Annotated in this window: 10 protein-coding genes; 6 read left to right on the top strand and 4 right to left on the bottom strand. The window is 66.9% G+C overall.

The features are described 5' to 3' along the window. Positions 1 to 246: 246 nt before the first annotated feature. Complete coding sequence (locus tag ACLMAL_RS30480; RefSeq protein ID WP_412002229.1) at positions 247 to 5,769, top strand: carboxyl transferase domain-containing protein; 5,523 nt, start codon at positions 247 to 249, stop codon at positions 5,767 to 5,769. Positions 5,770 to 6,198: 429 nt separating this feature from the next. On the opposite strand, the gene ACLMAL_RS30475 is transcribed toward ACLMAL_RS30480, so the two are convergent. Continuing rightward, entirely contained in the window at positions 6,199 to 6,426 is a 228-nt protein-coding gene (locus ACLMAL_RS30475) for a hypothetical protein (RefSeq protein ID WP_328412232.1), read from the bottom strand. A 195-nt stretch (positions 6,427 to 6,621) separates the two neighbouring features. Here ACLMAL_RS30475 and ACLMAL_RS30470 point away from each other — a divergent pair, with 195 nt between their 5' ends. Beyond that, the gene (locus tag ACLMAL_RS30470; protein WP_412002228.1) at positions 6,622 to 6,867 is read left to right on the top strand and encodes a putative zinc-binding metallopeptidase; all 246 of its coding nucleotides are present in this window, start codon (positions 6,622 to 6,624) and stop codon (positions 6,865 to 6,867) included. A 197-nt stretch (positions 6,868 to 7,064) separates the two neighbouring features. Here the strand turns inward: ACLMAL_RS30470 and ACLMAL_RS30465 are convergent, their stop codons facing one another. Further along, positions 7,065 to 9,449, bottom strand: coding sequence for a glycoside hydrolase family 3 C-terminal domain-containing protein (locus ACLMAL_RS30465; protein WP_412002227.1), 2,385 nt, complete (start codon positions 9,447 to 9,449; stop codon positions 7,065 to 7,067). 20 nt (positions 9,450 to 9,469) lie between these two features. After that, entirely contained in the window at positions 9,470 to 10,471 is a 1,002-nt protein-coding gene (locus tag ACLMAL_RS30460) for a chlorophyllase/cutinase-like alpha/beta fold protein (RefSeq protein WP_412002226.1), read from the bottom strand. A 265-nt stretch (positions 10,472 to 10,736) separates the two neighbouring features. Between ACLMAL_RS30460 and ACLMAL_RS30455 the strand changes: the two genes are divergently transcribed. Beyond that, a complete protein-coding gene (locus ACLMAL_RS30455) occupies positions 10,737 to 11,339 on the top strand; it encodes a TetR/AcrR family transcriptional regulator (protein ID WP_412002225.1) in 603 nt (200 codons plus the stop codon). A 3-nt stretch (positions 11,340 to 11,342) separates the two neighbouring features. Here ACLMAL_RS30455 and ACLMAL_RS30450 read toward each other — a convergent pair whose 3' ends face one another. Further along, positions 11,343 to 11,648 carry a hypothetical protein gene (locus tag ACLMAL_RS30450; RefSeq protein WP_412002224.1) on the bottom strand — a complete coding sequence of 102 codons (306 nt, stop codon included), beginning with the start codon at positions 11,646 to 11,648 and terminating at the stop codon, positions 11,343 to 11,345. Positions 11,649 to 12,117: 469 nt separating this feature from the next. On the opposite strand from ACLMAL_RS30450, the gene ACLMAL_RS30445 reads away from it, so the two are divergent. From ACLMAL_RS30445 to ACLMAL_RS30435, 3 genes are read left to right on the top strand one after another with little or no spacing between them, the layout of a single operon-like run. Then, entirely contained in the window at positions 12,118 to 13,131 is a 1,014-nt protein-coding gene (locus ACLMAL_RS30445) for a TIGR03617 family F420-dependent LLM class oxidoreductase (RefSeq protein ID WP_412002223.1), read from the top strand. Next, complete coding sequence (locus ACLMAL_RS30440) at positions 13,128 to 13,940, top strand: enoyl-CoA hydratase/isomerase family protein (RefSeq protein WP_412002222.1); 813 nt, start codon at positions 13,128 to 13,130, stop codon at positions 13,938 to 13,940. The genes ACLMAL_RS30445 and ACLMAL_RS30440 overlap by 4 nt, the downstream gene beginning before the upstream one ends. Next, entirely contained in the window at positions 13,937 to 14,881 is a 945-nt protein-coding gene (locus ACLMAL_RS30435) for an SDR family NAD(P)-dependent oxidoreductase (protein ID WP_412002221.1), read from the top strand. Before ACLMAL_RS30440 ends, ACLMAL_RS30435 begins: the two co-directional genes overlap by 4 nt. The last annotated feature ends 14 nt before the right edge of the window (positions 14,882 to 14,895 follow it).

The following is a 14,895-nucleotide window of genomic DNA, read 5'->3' as shown; positions in this document are numbered from 1 at the left end:
GATCGACGCCCCCGCTCTCGTTCGAATACGTTCATCGACGCCCTGCTCAGCTACGCTGTCGGCCGCTAGCTGTGGAATTCCGCCACCGCTGACATGGCCTCACATGAGGCATTTCCAACGATACGTGCGAGTAACACCCACACGCTGTGTACCTGAGCGCAATAGAGGTGCACACTACGCGTGACCGAGAGTTGCAACCCCTCGCCCGTCGATCGGGCCAGCGCTCTGGAAAGGAAGGACTCGCGAGTGTTCAGCCGCATTGCCATCGTGAACCGGGGAGAGGCCGCCATGCGCCTCATCAACGCCGTCCGAGACTTGGCCGCGGAGACTGCGCGACCGATCGAAACCGTCGCACTGCACACCGATGTCGACCGGAACGCGACGTTCGTGCGCGAGGCCGACATCGCCTACGACCTCGGTCCGGCGTCCGCACGCCCGTACCTGGATCTGAAGGCGCTCGAACGTGCGTTGGTGGAGACCGAAGCCGACGCCGCTTGGGTCGGCTGGGGTTTCGTCGCGGAAGACCCGGCCTTCGCGGAGCTGTGCGAACAGATCGGAGTCACCTTCATCGGCCCCAGCCCGGACGCCATGCGCAAGCTCGGTGACAAGATCGGCGCGAAGCTGATCGCCGAGGAGGTCGGTGTGCCGGTCGCGCCTTGGAGCCGCGGTGCGGTCGAGACCGTGGAAGCCGCCCTGACAGCCGCAACCGAGATCGGTTACCCGCTGATGCTGAAGGCGACCGCAGGCGGCGGCGGGCGCGGCATTCGGGTGATCACGAACGACGCAGAGCTCGTCGATGCCTACGAGCGCACCCGGCAGGAGGCCGCGCGGGCGTTCGGCAGTGGCGTCGTATTCCTGGAGCGGCTGGTCACCGGCGCCCGGCACGTCGAGGTCCAGGTAATCGCCGACGGCCAGGGCACTGCGTGGGCGCTCGGCGTTCGCGACTGCTCGGTGCAGCGGCGCAACCAGAAGGTCATCGAGGAGTCCGCGTCACCGGTACTGCGTCCCGAGCAGGCAGCCGAGCTCAAGGCATCGGCCGAGCGGCTGGCTATCGCGGTCGACTATCGCGGTGCGGCGACCGTCGAGTTCCTCTACCACCCCGGTGACCAGCTCTTCGCATTCCTCGAGGTCAACACTCGCCTGCAGGTCGAACACCCGATCACCGAGTACACCACCGGGTTCGACCTCGTTCGGGCGCAGCTGTTGGTGGCCTCCGGCGGCCGGCTCGAAGGTGACCCGCCGGCCGAGCGCGGGCACGCCATCGAGGCCCGGCTCAACGCCGAAGACCCCGACCGCGACTTCGCGCCCGCCCCGGGCCGCATCGCGCGGCTGGACCTGCCTGCCGGGCCTGGCATCCGCGTCGACACCGGCGTCAGCGAGGGCGACACCATTCCGGCCGACTTCGACTCGATGATCGCCAAGATCATCGCCTACGGCCGTAACCGCGAGGAAGCGCTGGGCCGGCTGCGCCGGGCAATGGCGCAGACCAGGGTGATCATCGAGGGCGGCGCAACGAACAAGAGCTTCGTGCTCGACCTGCTGAACCAGCCCGAAGTGATCGACGCCAGCGCAGACACCGGCTGGATCGACCGCGTCCGCGGTGCGGGCCGGCTCGTGTCGCACCGACACTCCGCCATCGCGTTGGCCGCCGCCGCCATCGATGCGTACGAGGAGGAGGAGCGCGTCGAGCGGCACCGGCTGCTGTCCACGGCCTCCGGCGGACGTCCTCAGGTGCAACACGCAAGCGGCCGACCGCTCGACCTCAAACTGCGCGGCGTCGGCTACCGCGTACGCGTCGCACGCATCGGTGCGCACCGGTTCCGCATCGGTATCGAGGCGGGTGGCGACATCCGCACCGCCGACGTCGATCTCGAGCGCTTCGATCACCACACCGGGCAGATTCTGGTCAACGGCAGCAGGTACCGCCTGATCACCGGGACACACGGGCCGATCCACCTCGTCGATGTCGACGGTGTGACACATCGGATCAGCCGCGACGAGGGCGGCGTCGTCCGCTCACCCGCCCCCGCGCTGGTTGTCGCCACGCCGCTCGAGATCGGCGCCGAGGTCGAGGCCGGCGCGCCGGTGCTGGTGCTGGAGAGCATGAAGATGGAGACGGTGCTGCGCGCGCCGTTCAAGGCGCGGCTCAAGGAATGCGTCGTGTCCGTCGGCACCCAGGTGGAGACCGGTGCACCATTGCTGTGGCTCGAACCGCTCGCCGATGAGGACGAAGCCGAGGACACCACCGCGGTCGGGTCCGTCGAGCTGGACCTGCCCGTCGAGTCCGCGCAAGTCCAACCGCACGAGCGAACGACCCGCGGTCAGGAGGACCTGCGCAGCCTGCTGCTCGGGTTCGACGTCGACCCGCACGACGACCGCCGAGTTCTCGACGACTACCTCACCGCGCGCCGGGCGGCCTTGAAGGATGGCCACCGACCGCTCGCCGAGGAACTCGAACTCGTAGCGGTGTTCGCCGACCTCGCAGAACTGAGCCACAACCGCTCGTCGGATGAGGAGGGCAGCCACAGCCACGTCCACAGCGCCCGCGAGTACTTCCACACCTACCTGCAAAGCCTCGACGTCGAGCGGGCCGGGCTGCCGGAGTCGTTCCAAGCCAAGCTCGCCAACGCGCTCGGGCACTATGGTGTCACCGATCTGGAACGTTCGCCCGAACTCGAAGCCGCGGTCTTCCGGATCTTCCTCGCCCAGCAGCGCCCGTCCGACACCGTCACCGTTATCACGACGCTGCTGCGCGAGTGGCTACAGGAGCCGATGCCGGATGCGGCGCTGCGCGAGCCCGTCGGCCTGGCGCTGGAGCGGCTGGTGGCCGCGACGCAGGTGCGCTTCCCCGTGATCGCCGACCTTGCCCGCGGTGTGGTGTACGCCTGGTACGGCCATCCGTTGCTGCGGCGTAATCGTGCTCGCGCATACACCAACATCCGCAGGCACCTGCGCCACCTGGACGCGCACCCGGACGCGCCCGATCGCGCCGAGCACATTGCCGACATGGTGCGCAGCACCGAGCCGCTGGTGCGGTTGCTCGGCCAACGGCTGGTGCGCGGCAACCTGGACAACACGGTCATGCTGGAGGTGCTGACCCGGCGGTACTACGGCAACAAGGGCCTCACCAGCGTTCGCACCCAAGACGTGGGCGGTTGCACATTTGTGATCGCCGAGCGCCGCGGCCTGAGCCTGGTCTCCGCGGCGGTGAGCTTCGACGCGCTCGGCACCGCGCTGCGCGGACTCACCGAAGTGGCGACCGGCGCCGCGTCCATCGACGCCGATATCTACCTCAGCTGGGAGAAGCAGCCAGGGGACTTCGATGCGATGGCAGCGGCGTTGCACGATGCCCTCAGCGCGCACCGGATGCCGAACCAGGTGCACCGGATCACCGCCACCGTCGCCGGTAGCGGCGGTGCGGTGATGCACCACCACTTCACCTTCCGCCCATCTGCCACTGGTATGGCCGAAGAGCGACTGATCCGCGGCCTGCACCCGTACATCGCGCAACGGATGCAGATGCAGCGGCTGCGCAAGTTCGACCTCACCCGCCTGCCGTCCTCCGACGACGAGGAGGTCTACCTGTTCCGATGCGTCGCGAAAGAGAACCCGGCAGACGATCGCCTCATCGCGTTTGCGCAGGTGCGTGACCTGGCCGCACTGCGCGAGCACGACGGCCGGCTGCTCGCGCTGCCGACCGCCGAGGCCACCATCGCCACCTGCCTCGACTCGATCCGCCGTGCGCAGTCGCAGCGGCCGTCGGCCAAACGCTTCAACACCAACCGCATCGTGATGTACATCTGGCCGCCGATCGATGTCACCCCTGCCGAACTGGAAACGGTCGTCCAGCATGTGCGGCCGACGACCGCGGGCGCCGGGCTCGAGGAGATCCTGCTCATCGCGCGTCAGCGCGATCCCAACACCGGCGAGCTGATCAAGGTCGCGGTGCATATCGGCTTCGACGCCACCGAAGTGACCGTCGGCGAACGGTCCGACGAGCCGGTCGAGCCGATCGACGAGTACCGACAGAAAGTGCTGCGGGCCAGCAGCCGCAACACCGTGTACCCCTACGAGCTGACCGGTCTGCTCGGTGACTTCGCCGAATACGACCTCGACGCCGACCACACACTGGTGCCGGTCGACCGACCCAAGGGTCGCAACACCGCAGCGATCGTCGCGGGCGTGGTCACCACCCCGACCCCGCAGCATCCACAGGGCATCACCAGGGTGATCCTGCTCGGTGATCCGACGAAGTCGCTGGGCGCACTGTCGGAACCGGAGTGCCGCCGCGTGATCGCCGCGTTGGACTTGGCCGAGCGGATGCAGGTACCGCTGGAGTGGTATGCCTTGTCCTCCGGCGCTCGGATCTCCATGGCGTCGGGCACCGAGAACATGGACTGGGTGGCGGCTGCGCTCAAGCGGATCGTCGAGTTCACCCAGGACGGCGGTGAGATCAACATCGTGGTCGCAGGCATCAATGTCGGTGCACAGCCGTACTGGAACGCCGAAGCGACGATGCTCATGCACACCAAGGGCATCTTGGTAATGACGCCTGACTCCGCGATGGTGCTGACCGGCAAGCAGTCGCTGGACTTCTCCGGTGGCGTGTCGGCCGAGGACAACTTCGGCATCGGTGGCTACGACCGGGTGATGGGTCCGAACGGGCAAGCGCAGTACTGGGCGCCGAATCTGACCGCAGCGCGCGACGTGCTGATGTCGCACTACGACCACACCTACGTCGCACCGGGCGAGCAGGCGCCGCGGCGGTCGCAGACCAGCGACCCCGTCGAGCGGGATGTCTCCGACTTCCCGCACGTACTGGCGGACAGTGACTTCACCACCGTCGGCGAGATCTTCTCCGCCACCGCCAACCCGGACCGCAAGAAGCCCTTCGACATCCGGACCGTGATGCGGGCACTCTCCGACCAGGACCACCCAGTGCTGGAACGCTGGGCCGGCATGGCCGACGCCGAAACGGCAGTGGTGCAGGACGCGCATCTCGGCGGCATCCCGGTGTGCCTGCTCGGCATCGAGTCACGGGGGGTCCCGCGGCGCGGATTCCCGTCTACCGACGGCCCGGACACCTACACCGCGGGCACCCTGTTCCCGCAGTCATCGAAGAAGGCCGCGCGGGCAATCAACGCGGCTAGTGGCAATAGGCCGCTGGTTGTGCTCGCAAACCTGTCGGGCTTCGACGGCTCGCCCGAATCGATGCGGAAGCTGCAGCTGGAGTACGGCGCCGAGATCGGCCGCGCGATTGTGAACTTCCAAGGCCCCATTGTGTTCTGCGTGATTTCGCGATACCACGGTGGCGCGTTTGTGGTGTTCTCGAAGGCGCTGAACCCGAATATGACCGTGCTCGCGCTGGAAGGCTCGTTCGCCTCGGTGCTCGGCGGTGCTCCGGCCGCGGCAGTGGTGTTCTCCGCTGAGGTCAACACGCGGACCGCGGCCGATCCCCGGGTGCGGGACCTGCAGTCGCGCGCCGCCAACGGATCCGGTACCGATCGCGCGGCCCTGACCGCGGAACTCGACGAGGTCCGATCGTCGGTCCGCGCGGAGAAGCTCGGCGATGTCGCCGCAGAGTTCGACCGCGTGCACAATATTCAGCGCGCTGTCGAGGTCGGTTCGGTCGACGCCATTATCAGCGCCTCCGAACTCCGCCCACGCATCATCGAGGCCATCGAGGCTCGTCTGCCCGGTAGCGCTTCCGGACTTGTTATCGATGATGCTCGTGGTCAGCAGGCTGAACTCGGGGCGGCCACCATTTGATTGTGTGACACAACTGAACTGGGAATGGTTGCGGCTGGTAACAGCCTGAACCCCACCGGGTTTCGCGCCGGTCGAAATTCGGTGGGGTGGACCCGTTGCCGCCGGTATCAGCGATCGGTGGATGCGGCGGTGGCATAGTCTGCCGCCGCAAAGCCGCCGATCACCCTGGGATCGGCGTGCGCGGACCTGCGCCGGTCGGTGCCAAAATACGTTGTCGAACCCTCGACGATCGCCCCGGATCCGCCTCGAGCCGTTCGTCGGCTTTCGTGGTGGTCAAGTTGATGACGTAATGCGCCGAAGGCGAATCAGAGTGCGCCGCATCGTGTTCCTGTAAATCGCCGGTGATAGTGGTCTGCCATTCCCGAAATTACGCGTCTCCTCGTATGTTTGGACAGGAGGATTCCGCGACACGACAATCCGGGTGGGTGACTACTTCGAGCGGCGGCGCATGGTGAGTACACCGGTGACCCATCCGATCACGAACATTGTCAGCAGGATCAGCCACATCGGTGAACGAATAGTGATCAACAGGAATTCGATGGAGACCTTGCTGCGGTTCTCGGCGACGAAGACGACCGCCAAGACCGTCACCGCGAGGGCAAACCACTGCATTGGTGAGATACGGGCCAGTATCGAACGCTTCTCGGTGCTGTTCATGGCGAATCCCTCTGTACTAGTTGGTGTCGGATCGTTATTCGGCTGTGGTGAGCGTTGCCCGCAAGCTTCGACCAAAGTATGACGCGAGTCGCAATGGAAGATGCGCATTTGTGTAGAGATGAATTTGTCCGGATTCACCGAGGGGGCCGACGCGGATCCGTTCACGGCCGATCCGAAGAAATAGATATTCGAGCGTTGTGCCTATTGCGCCCGCTGCAAGCCGGTATCGTCGGCATCGTTCTTCGGAATTCCTACACCGAGTCGGATGTCGCGACGATCCTGTCCGAATGGCATCGGTTGTCGCTGATGCTCAACCGGGTCACCAGAGCGATGGGCAGAGCCGACCTGTATCCGTTCACAATCCCCATGCCCGTCACGGCCGAGCTCGGATGCGTCTATGCCGCCATACGGTCCGCCGCCCCGTCGGTGGGGTCGACCTGAAAGCGAAGCTGCCGCTACCGAGGTCTTCGGCCTGTTCTCAGTCCAGCGCCGGCACTATCTCACCGGATTCTCGGGCCGTGATCAGGGCCCGGGTTTTTCGCAGGTCCGATTCGGGTCGGATTCGCACCATCGAGCGCCGGTTCGCCCGCCGCCGTCCGCTCGTTCCGCGCAAGGGGACGAGCGGACGGCCGCATGGGTCAGTTCATGTCCGCCGTATGGGGAAGATCGGTGACCGATGTGCCGACATGAAGGGTGAAGACTCCGGGCTCGGTTTCCCAGCCGTGCTCGGTCCAGTGCTCGAAAGCGCGCTGTGGCAGCTCGATGTCGATGGTGCGTGACTGTCCGGGTTCGAGGGTGACGGTGGTGAAGCCCGCGAGCCAGCGAACCGGGCGGTCGATGGCGCTGTCCGGTCGGGACAGGTATGCCTGGAAGACCTGCTTTCCCGTGCGGGCGCCGGTGTTGCGGACGGTGAGGGTGGCCGTGCGGCCGGAGACCGTCAGATCACTGGAGGACCAGGTGGTGTAGCCGAGTCCGTGCCCGAAGGGGTAGGCGGGTTCGATGCCGGCGCGCAGCCAGGCGCGGTAGCCGATATGGATGCCTTCGGTGTAGTCGAGGACGCTGTTCGCCGGCGTGGTGTCGAGGACGGGGACCTCGGCGATGGTCTTGGGCCAGGTGGTGGGCAGCCGCCCGCCGGGTTCGGCCACGCCGGTGAGGATTTCGGCGAGCGCGGTGCCGAACTCCTGGCCGGGGAACCAGGCCAGCAGTACGGCGGCGACATCGTTGCGCCACGGCATCTCTACCGGAGCACCGGAATTGACCACCACGATGGTGCGCGGATTCACCGCGGCGACCGCGGCGACGAGTTCGTCCTGGCGGCCGGGCAGGCGTAGCGAGGTGCGGTCGCTGCCTTCGCTCTCGATGTGCTCGGTGGTGCCGACCACGACCACAGCGGCCTCGGCGGTGCGCGCCAATTCGATTGCGGCCGTGAACTCTTCGTCCTCCGAGCGTTGCGGGCGCTTGATGCCCAGCGTGACGCCCATGACGACACCCAGACCCGGGATGGCCCCCTGGACGGTGACGGCGATCCGCACGTCGACTTCCTGGCCGACGGTGAGGGTCCGGGTCACCGACCGCTGCGGTGGGTTCAGTAGTGCCGCGGCCGGATCGCCCCCGGTCATCGTGACGTTCTCTTCGATCGCCACCGTTGCGTCGATATCCAGTCGCACCGGGCCGGTGCCACCGAAACCGATCTCCCAATCGCCCGCGACATCGGCGCGCACCCGCGCGTGCAATTCGATCAGCGTCGCCTCGGTAGCCAGGTCGTCACCGAGCATGATCACGGTGCCGGTCGCGCGGTGCCGGATGCCGATCTCGGTCTCACCCGCAAAGTACCGCACATTCATTCCCGGCGTTTCGGTCTCGGGATCGGTGATCAGCTCGAGCGGGGCGGGGATCAACCCCTCGACCAAGCGGTAACCCGGTGTATGCGTCACCGACAGTACGGCCGCCAATCCGGTCAGGGGAGTGCTGACGTGATCCGGGATCACCGTCGCGCTGCCGCCGCCCATGATGCGCGGTTCCGTCGCGGCCGGGCCCAGCAATGCGACTGCGGTGTCCTGGCGTAGGGGGAGTGTTCCGTCGTTGTGCACCAGCACCATGGCCTGGGTGGTGATGTTGCGAACCACGTCGCGCATCTGACTGTCGGTGAAATGCACGGTGGGCCAGGGTGATTCGTCCAGCGCGCCGACGCGGGCGGCGAATCGCAGGATCCGTCTCACTTTATCGTCGATCGCGGACTCGGGGACCGCACCGGACCGGATCGCCGCCAGCAGCGGCTCACCCCACAGCATCGGGGGGCCGGGCATGCAGAGATCGGTGCCCCCGGCCGCGCCCTCGGTACTGCGGACGGCACCCCAGTCGGACACCACCACGCCATCGAATCCCCATGCGCCCTTGAGTGGTTCGTCCAGCAGCGGATTCTCCGACATGGCGACGCCGTTCACGCCGTTGTAGGAGTCCATGATCATCCAGGAGCCGGCCTCGACGGCCCGTTCGAACGGGTACAGGTAGAGCTCACGCAGCGCGCGGTCGCTGACGCGGACATCGACGGTGAAGCGGTCGGTCTCGGAGTCGTTGGCCACGAAGTGTTTCGGGCACGCGCTGACCCCGTGCTCCTGCACCGCCCTGACATAGGCGGCGGCCATCTCGCCACTGAGCACCGGGTCCTCGGAGAAGCATTCGAAGTGCCGCCCGCCCACCGGCGACCGGTGCAGATTGATGGTCGGTCCCAGCACCGCGTACACGTTCTTGCGCCGGGCCTCGGCGGCGATCAGCGCGCCGACTTCGTCGAGCAGCTGCGGATCCCAGGTCGCCGCCACGGCGGTCCCCGAGGGCAGGCTCACCGAGGGATCGCGCTCGTCCCAGTTCTCCCCGCGCACACCGGACGGGCCGTCCGATACCGGCATTTCGGCGAGCCCGATGGCGGGATCACCCGCCAGCCGGAACAAGCTTGCTCCGGAGATCAGTCGTAGCTTGCCGGGCAGATCGAGCTTTGCCAGCAGTTCCTCGATGCGGTCGTCCATATGAAAGTCCTAGTCGTCGGTCAGTTCGTGATGTTGCTGGCCTGATCGGCCCAGTGCGCGTTGCGCAATATTTCGCCGGTGCCGGAGGCGAATGCGCTGCGCGCGTGGGAATCACCGCGCAGCCGGTCCATGAACCACGCGGTGAGGTAGCCGAGGTAGCCGTCCACACCGGCGGTGCACCCGTAGTTCGTGCACCCGGGCTGGCCCTGAATATCGTTGTGGTTGGCGCCTATCAACGCTGCCTTGGCCTTGGGCAGCCCAGCGGGCATCGCATCGTAATAGCCCTGCATGGATTGCGGGCCGATCTGCTGCTGTGGCGCTGGCTGATTCGACGGGGAGATGGGGTCCGCGGTGGCGTTGACCAGCAGCACCGAGCCCGAGGTCAGTGTGGTGGGGTCGATGCAGATGTCCTGTCCGGGCACGAGCGGCAATGCCTTGCAGAGGGCCTGCAAGGGCATCTCGACGGTGACCGCCGTGGTGATTGCGCCCCTCGAACGGGCGAGGGCGTTGAGCGCGCCCAATCCGCCCTGGGAGTGGCCCATTGCGCCCGCCGACCGGGTATCCACCTTCTCGTAGAAGACGCTGGCCGGATCACGGTCCTGCTCGGTCAGATAGGTCACCGCATCGAGCATTTGAGCACCCGTGCCGGTGCTGGTCATGTCCGGCGCGATCACTACGAAACCCCAGGAGGCCAGATGCGACAACAGGTAGTCGTACTGGCGAGGATGCGCGTCTGTGCCATCTCCCCAGGTGATGATCGGGTAGCGCGCCCCGGTCGCGCCCAGGTCCGCCGGGTACCAGATGTCGTAGCCATCACGGGTGGATGTGCAGCAGTCGGTGCCGGTCCGCGTGGCCACCGGATGCGGACCCGCCTGGTAGTAGGTGGCTTCGACCGTTCCGGCGGGCTGATAGTCGGGGGCCGCCCAGGCCGGCGTCGCGCCGGAGATCGCGGCGTAGGACAGCGCGACTGCTACGGCGATGGCGTGGACACGGCTGCGCTGCCGTGTGGATTGTTGACTCACGGTCGCGGACGTTACGGTGGTCTGATCCGATCCGGGGCCGGGTGGATTGTTCTGCAGACAGCTGCAGACGAGCAGGAGCAGCGCCGATGAGCCGAGTGCTGCCACGGTGGTGAGGGATCGTCGGGACTGCGAGCCAGGGGTGACCTCATGATCTGCCCTCGCCCAGCGGGCGCCTTCTCCTGGAATCCGCTGGTACGGATCATCCGAGGGCTCACCGGTACGATGTGGATCGCTGGCAAATAACGTAACAGGTTACTATGTAATTGTGACCTCGGATACCCCGCGGCGTCCCGGGCGCCCACGTGACGCCGACAAGGACCTCGCCGTGCTCATTGCCGCGCGCCACTTGCTCGCCGAGGTCGGTTATCCGCAGACGACCGTCGTCGCGATTGCCAAGCGCGCCGGGGTGAACACTCCCGCCATCTATCGGCGCTGGCCGACCAGGCAGGCGCTGCTCGAGGAGGCCATCCACGGGCCGGGCGCGCACACACTACCCGAGCCGACCGGGGATCTGCGCGCCGATCTGGCGACCTGGGTGCGAATATTCCTGGCCCGCGCCGACAGTCCCGCCGCCCGCGCCGGGGTGCCGGGACTGCTCGCCGATTCGCAGACCGAGGAGGCTCGCCGCCGGTTGCTGACCATTGGGGCTCCGGTGCGCAAGGCATTCGCGGAACTGCTCGGCGGCGCAGTCGACGATGGTCGGATAGCGCCGGGTACCGACCCGGACCTCCTCTTCGAAATTCTCTCCGGCACAACGACATTCCACGCCCTACTGCGCGTCGGCGGGCAGGTCGAGCCGTTCGTGTCGGGCCTGGCCGATGCCCTGTATGTTATGGCGTCCCAGGGCGTGGCGACTGGTCGCGCCTGAGTGTCACGCCCCGGCGGGAGTGGTGATGCCGACCGATGCCAGGGTGCGGTCGATGAGCGACTCGATGTGCTTCCGGGGCCAGCCCTCGGGATTCTCGACGGCGGCCACGGTGATGCCATAGACGGTGACCACCAATTGGTCTACGGCCGTGCGGGATACGCCGATGCGATCGAGAAGTTGGACAATCTGCAGTGCAAGATCGGCACCGCGGTGCAGTAGCGCCAGAATCCGGGTAGTCGCGACGAGCCCGTCGAGCAGTCTGGTGAGGACCAATTGCACTGGGTCGCAGATCGTTTCGCTGGTATTCACACGTGTCCTGTAAATATCGCACACGGGTTGTGTCCCAAAGGGTGTGGTGTGCGAGCTGCGGGTTCCAGAAGATGGTCGGCGTGGCTGTCGCTGGGACTCGAATGGTCGTTTTCGCCCAGTTTGGGATCAGGTGGTTGTCGATTGTGTGGGTCGGATTGGTGGCGTGGTGAACAGCGCAGAGGGCGCGCGTGCCCCCGGCTGCGAGGGATTCAAGCGGCTTGTCCGGTCAGGTCCAGGCGTCTGTCCATGTCCAGCAGGAATCTGCTGTAAGGGGTCACTTTCGGAGGTGCCCGACCGCAGCGCGGTCGCGTATTTGACCATCTGGTCGTACTGCGGACCGATCGCCGGGGATTCCGAAAATGGGCCGGGCTGCGTAACAGAAAGCAGGCGTGATCTGGAACACCCCTAATAACGTAACATGCTACTATGTAATAGTGGAAAGAGAATTTCAGCCACCCTCCGAGGCTCGATGAAGGTCGATCTGCAGCTGGACGGACGACCCGGCGAAATGGCCGCTCGGGCGGCCGAATTGGTCGCATGCGGCGCCGACGGACTGTTCACCTTCGAGGGCGCGCACGATGCCTTCCTGTCGCTGGCCCTGGCGGCGGGCGCGGAACCGGTCGATCTGATGACCAATGTCGCCATCGCCCTGCCGCGCAGCCCGCTGCATCTGGCGCACGCAGCCTACGATCTACACCTGCTCAGCGGCGGCCGGTTCCGGCTCGGGCTGGGCTCGCAGACCCGACCGCACATCGAAAAGCGTTACGGCGGTGAGTGGTCGCGGCCGGCGGCGCGGATGCGGGAAGCGGTGCTGGCGGTCAAGGCGATCCTCGGTGCCTGGCAACACGGCACGACACTGCGCTTCGAGGGTGAATTCACCCGGCATACCCTCATGCCGCCGACCTTCGACCCCGGGCCCAATCCCTATGGGCTGCCGGAGATCTGCCTCGGCGCGCTGGGTCCGATCATGACCCGGGTGGCCGCCGAAGTCGCCGACGGGTTGTTGGTCATGCCGTTCAACAGCGCCCGCCACTTCCGCGAGCGCACCCGGCCCGCCATTGCGGAGGGCCTCGAGCGCGCCGGCCGCGACGCGGCAGAGCTGGCGATCTACCCGCAGGTGGTGGTCGCGACCGGTCGGACCGCGGTCGAACTGGACGCCGCCGCCCACGGTGCTCGCCGATTGCTCGCCTTCTACGGATCGACTCCGGCCTACCGTTCGGTGCTCGACGTGGAGGGGTGGGGAGATCTGCAACCGGAATTGAATGCCCTGTCCAAGCGGGGCGAGGTCACCGCGATGACCGAGCTCATCGATCACCGGATGCTCCGGACGCTGGCCGTCCACGGCACACCCGAAGACTGCGCTGCCGCCATCGTGGCTCGCTTCGGTGCCTACGCCGACCGGATCTGCTGCTATTTCCCGGGATACGAGGTCGACGCCGCACACGTCATGGACCTGATCGCCGCGCTGCAGGCCGCCTCATGAGCGGCCTGCGCGTCGAAATCGACGGCGGGGTGGCGGTTTTGACCCTGGACCGCCCACAGCGCCGCAATGCCTTCACCAGCGCCATGGGGCGCGCGATCGGGCAGGCGTACCGCGACCTCGACGCCGACGATGCGGTGCGGGTGCTCGTGCTGACCGGTGCCGCTCCCGCCTTCTGTGCCGGAGCGGACCTGTCCGGCGGTGCGGACACCTTCGAAAGTCCCGATGGCAGCTCGTTTTCCGCCTCTCCGGTCGATCCGCCCGCATTCGCGCTGCGGAAACCGGTGATCGCCGCCGTGAACGGGCACGCCATCGGCATCGGCATGACGCTGGCCATGCAGGCCGACATTCGCCTCGTCGCCGCCGACGCCCGCTTCTCCATTCCGCAGGTGCGGCTCGGCGTCCTGCCCGATGCGATGGCGCACTGGACGGTGGCCCGCGTCGCGGGCCTGGCGGTAGCGGCGGACATTCTGTTGTCCGGCCGGACATTCGACGGTCACGAGGCAGTCCGCCTCGGGCTGGCCAGCCGCTGCCTGCCCGCTGCCGAGGTACTCCCTGCCGCCCTCGAACTGGCCCGGGACATGGCGGTCAATGTCGCCCCCCTGTCCGCCGCGCTGAGCAAAAGACTGTTGTGGGACACCGCGATTCGCGGCTATCACCCTACCCGCGTCGCCGATCTCGAAACCGAGCTGCATCTGCGGGTCATGGGTCGCCCCGACGCCGCCGAAGGCATGCGCGCCCGCCTCGAACATCGCGAACCGGTCTGGTCGGCACGACTGTCGGCCGAATGGAAGGACCTGCCAGAGGCATGATCATCTCTCCCCATCCTGGCGGAGCAGCACGGACTACCGACGAGGTGCTCGACGGTGTCGATCTCAGCGGGCGCACTGCCCTGGTGACGGGGGCGACCAGTGGGCTAGGGGCGGAGACCGCCCGATCCCTGGCCGCCGCCGGGGCCACCGTGGTACTCGCCGCCCGAGACTTCGACGCCGCGGTCGATCGCGCTCGCCGGATCCGCGAGCGGCACCCGAACGCCGACCTGGACGTCATCGGCCTGGACCTGACCGATCTGAACAGCGTGCTCGCCGCCGCGGGCATTCTCGCACTACGGCGCACCGGTCTCGATCTGCTCATCAACAACGCCGGGGTGATGTACCCGCCGCTCATCCGGACCGGTAGCGGATTCGAATTACAGTTCGCCACAAACCATCTCGGGCACTTCTTGCTCACCACCCAACTGCTCCCGGTGCTGGCAGCCACCGGCGTGCGGACCGGACGTCCGGCGCGGGTGATCACGCTCTCCTCCGACGCACACCGTGCCTATGCGATCGACCTGCAGGACCCGCACTGCTGGCAGCGCCCGTACGACAGGTTCGTCGCCTACGCCCAATCGAAGGCGGCGAATGTGCTGATGACCGTCGAATTGCAGCGGCGGCTGGCTGCGGCTCCGGTCGCCGCCTACGCCGTGCACCCGGGTGTCTGCGTGACAGGGTTGGCCCGCTTCATGTCTCGCGACGACTTCGCCGAGATGCAGCGGCTCAGTGCCGGTGCTCCGGATCAGCTGTCCCACCCGAAATCGGTCGAGCAGGGCGCGGCGACGTCGGTGTGGGCCGCGACCGCGGCGGAACTCGATGCGCACCAGGGCGCGTACCTGGCCGATTGCGAGATCGGCCGGGCCGCCGACCACGCCACTGACCCGGACACGGCCATGGCGTTGTGGGAACTGTCCACCCGGCTGACTGCCCCCCATTGACGACGAGATCGTCT

The organism is Nocardia sp. CWNU-33 (assembly GCF_046764895.1).
Taxonomy (GTDB): Bacteria; Actinomycetota; Actinomycetes; order Mycobacteriales; family Mycobacteriaceae; genus Nocardia.
This window is presented reverse-complemented; position numbering and strand designations above follow the sequence as displayed.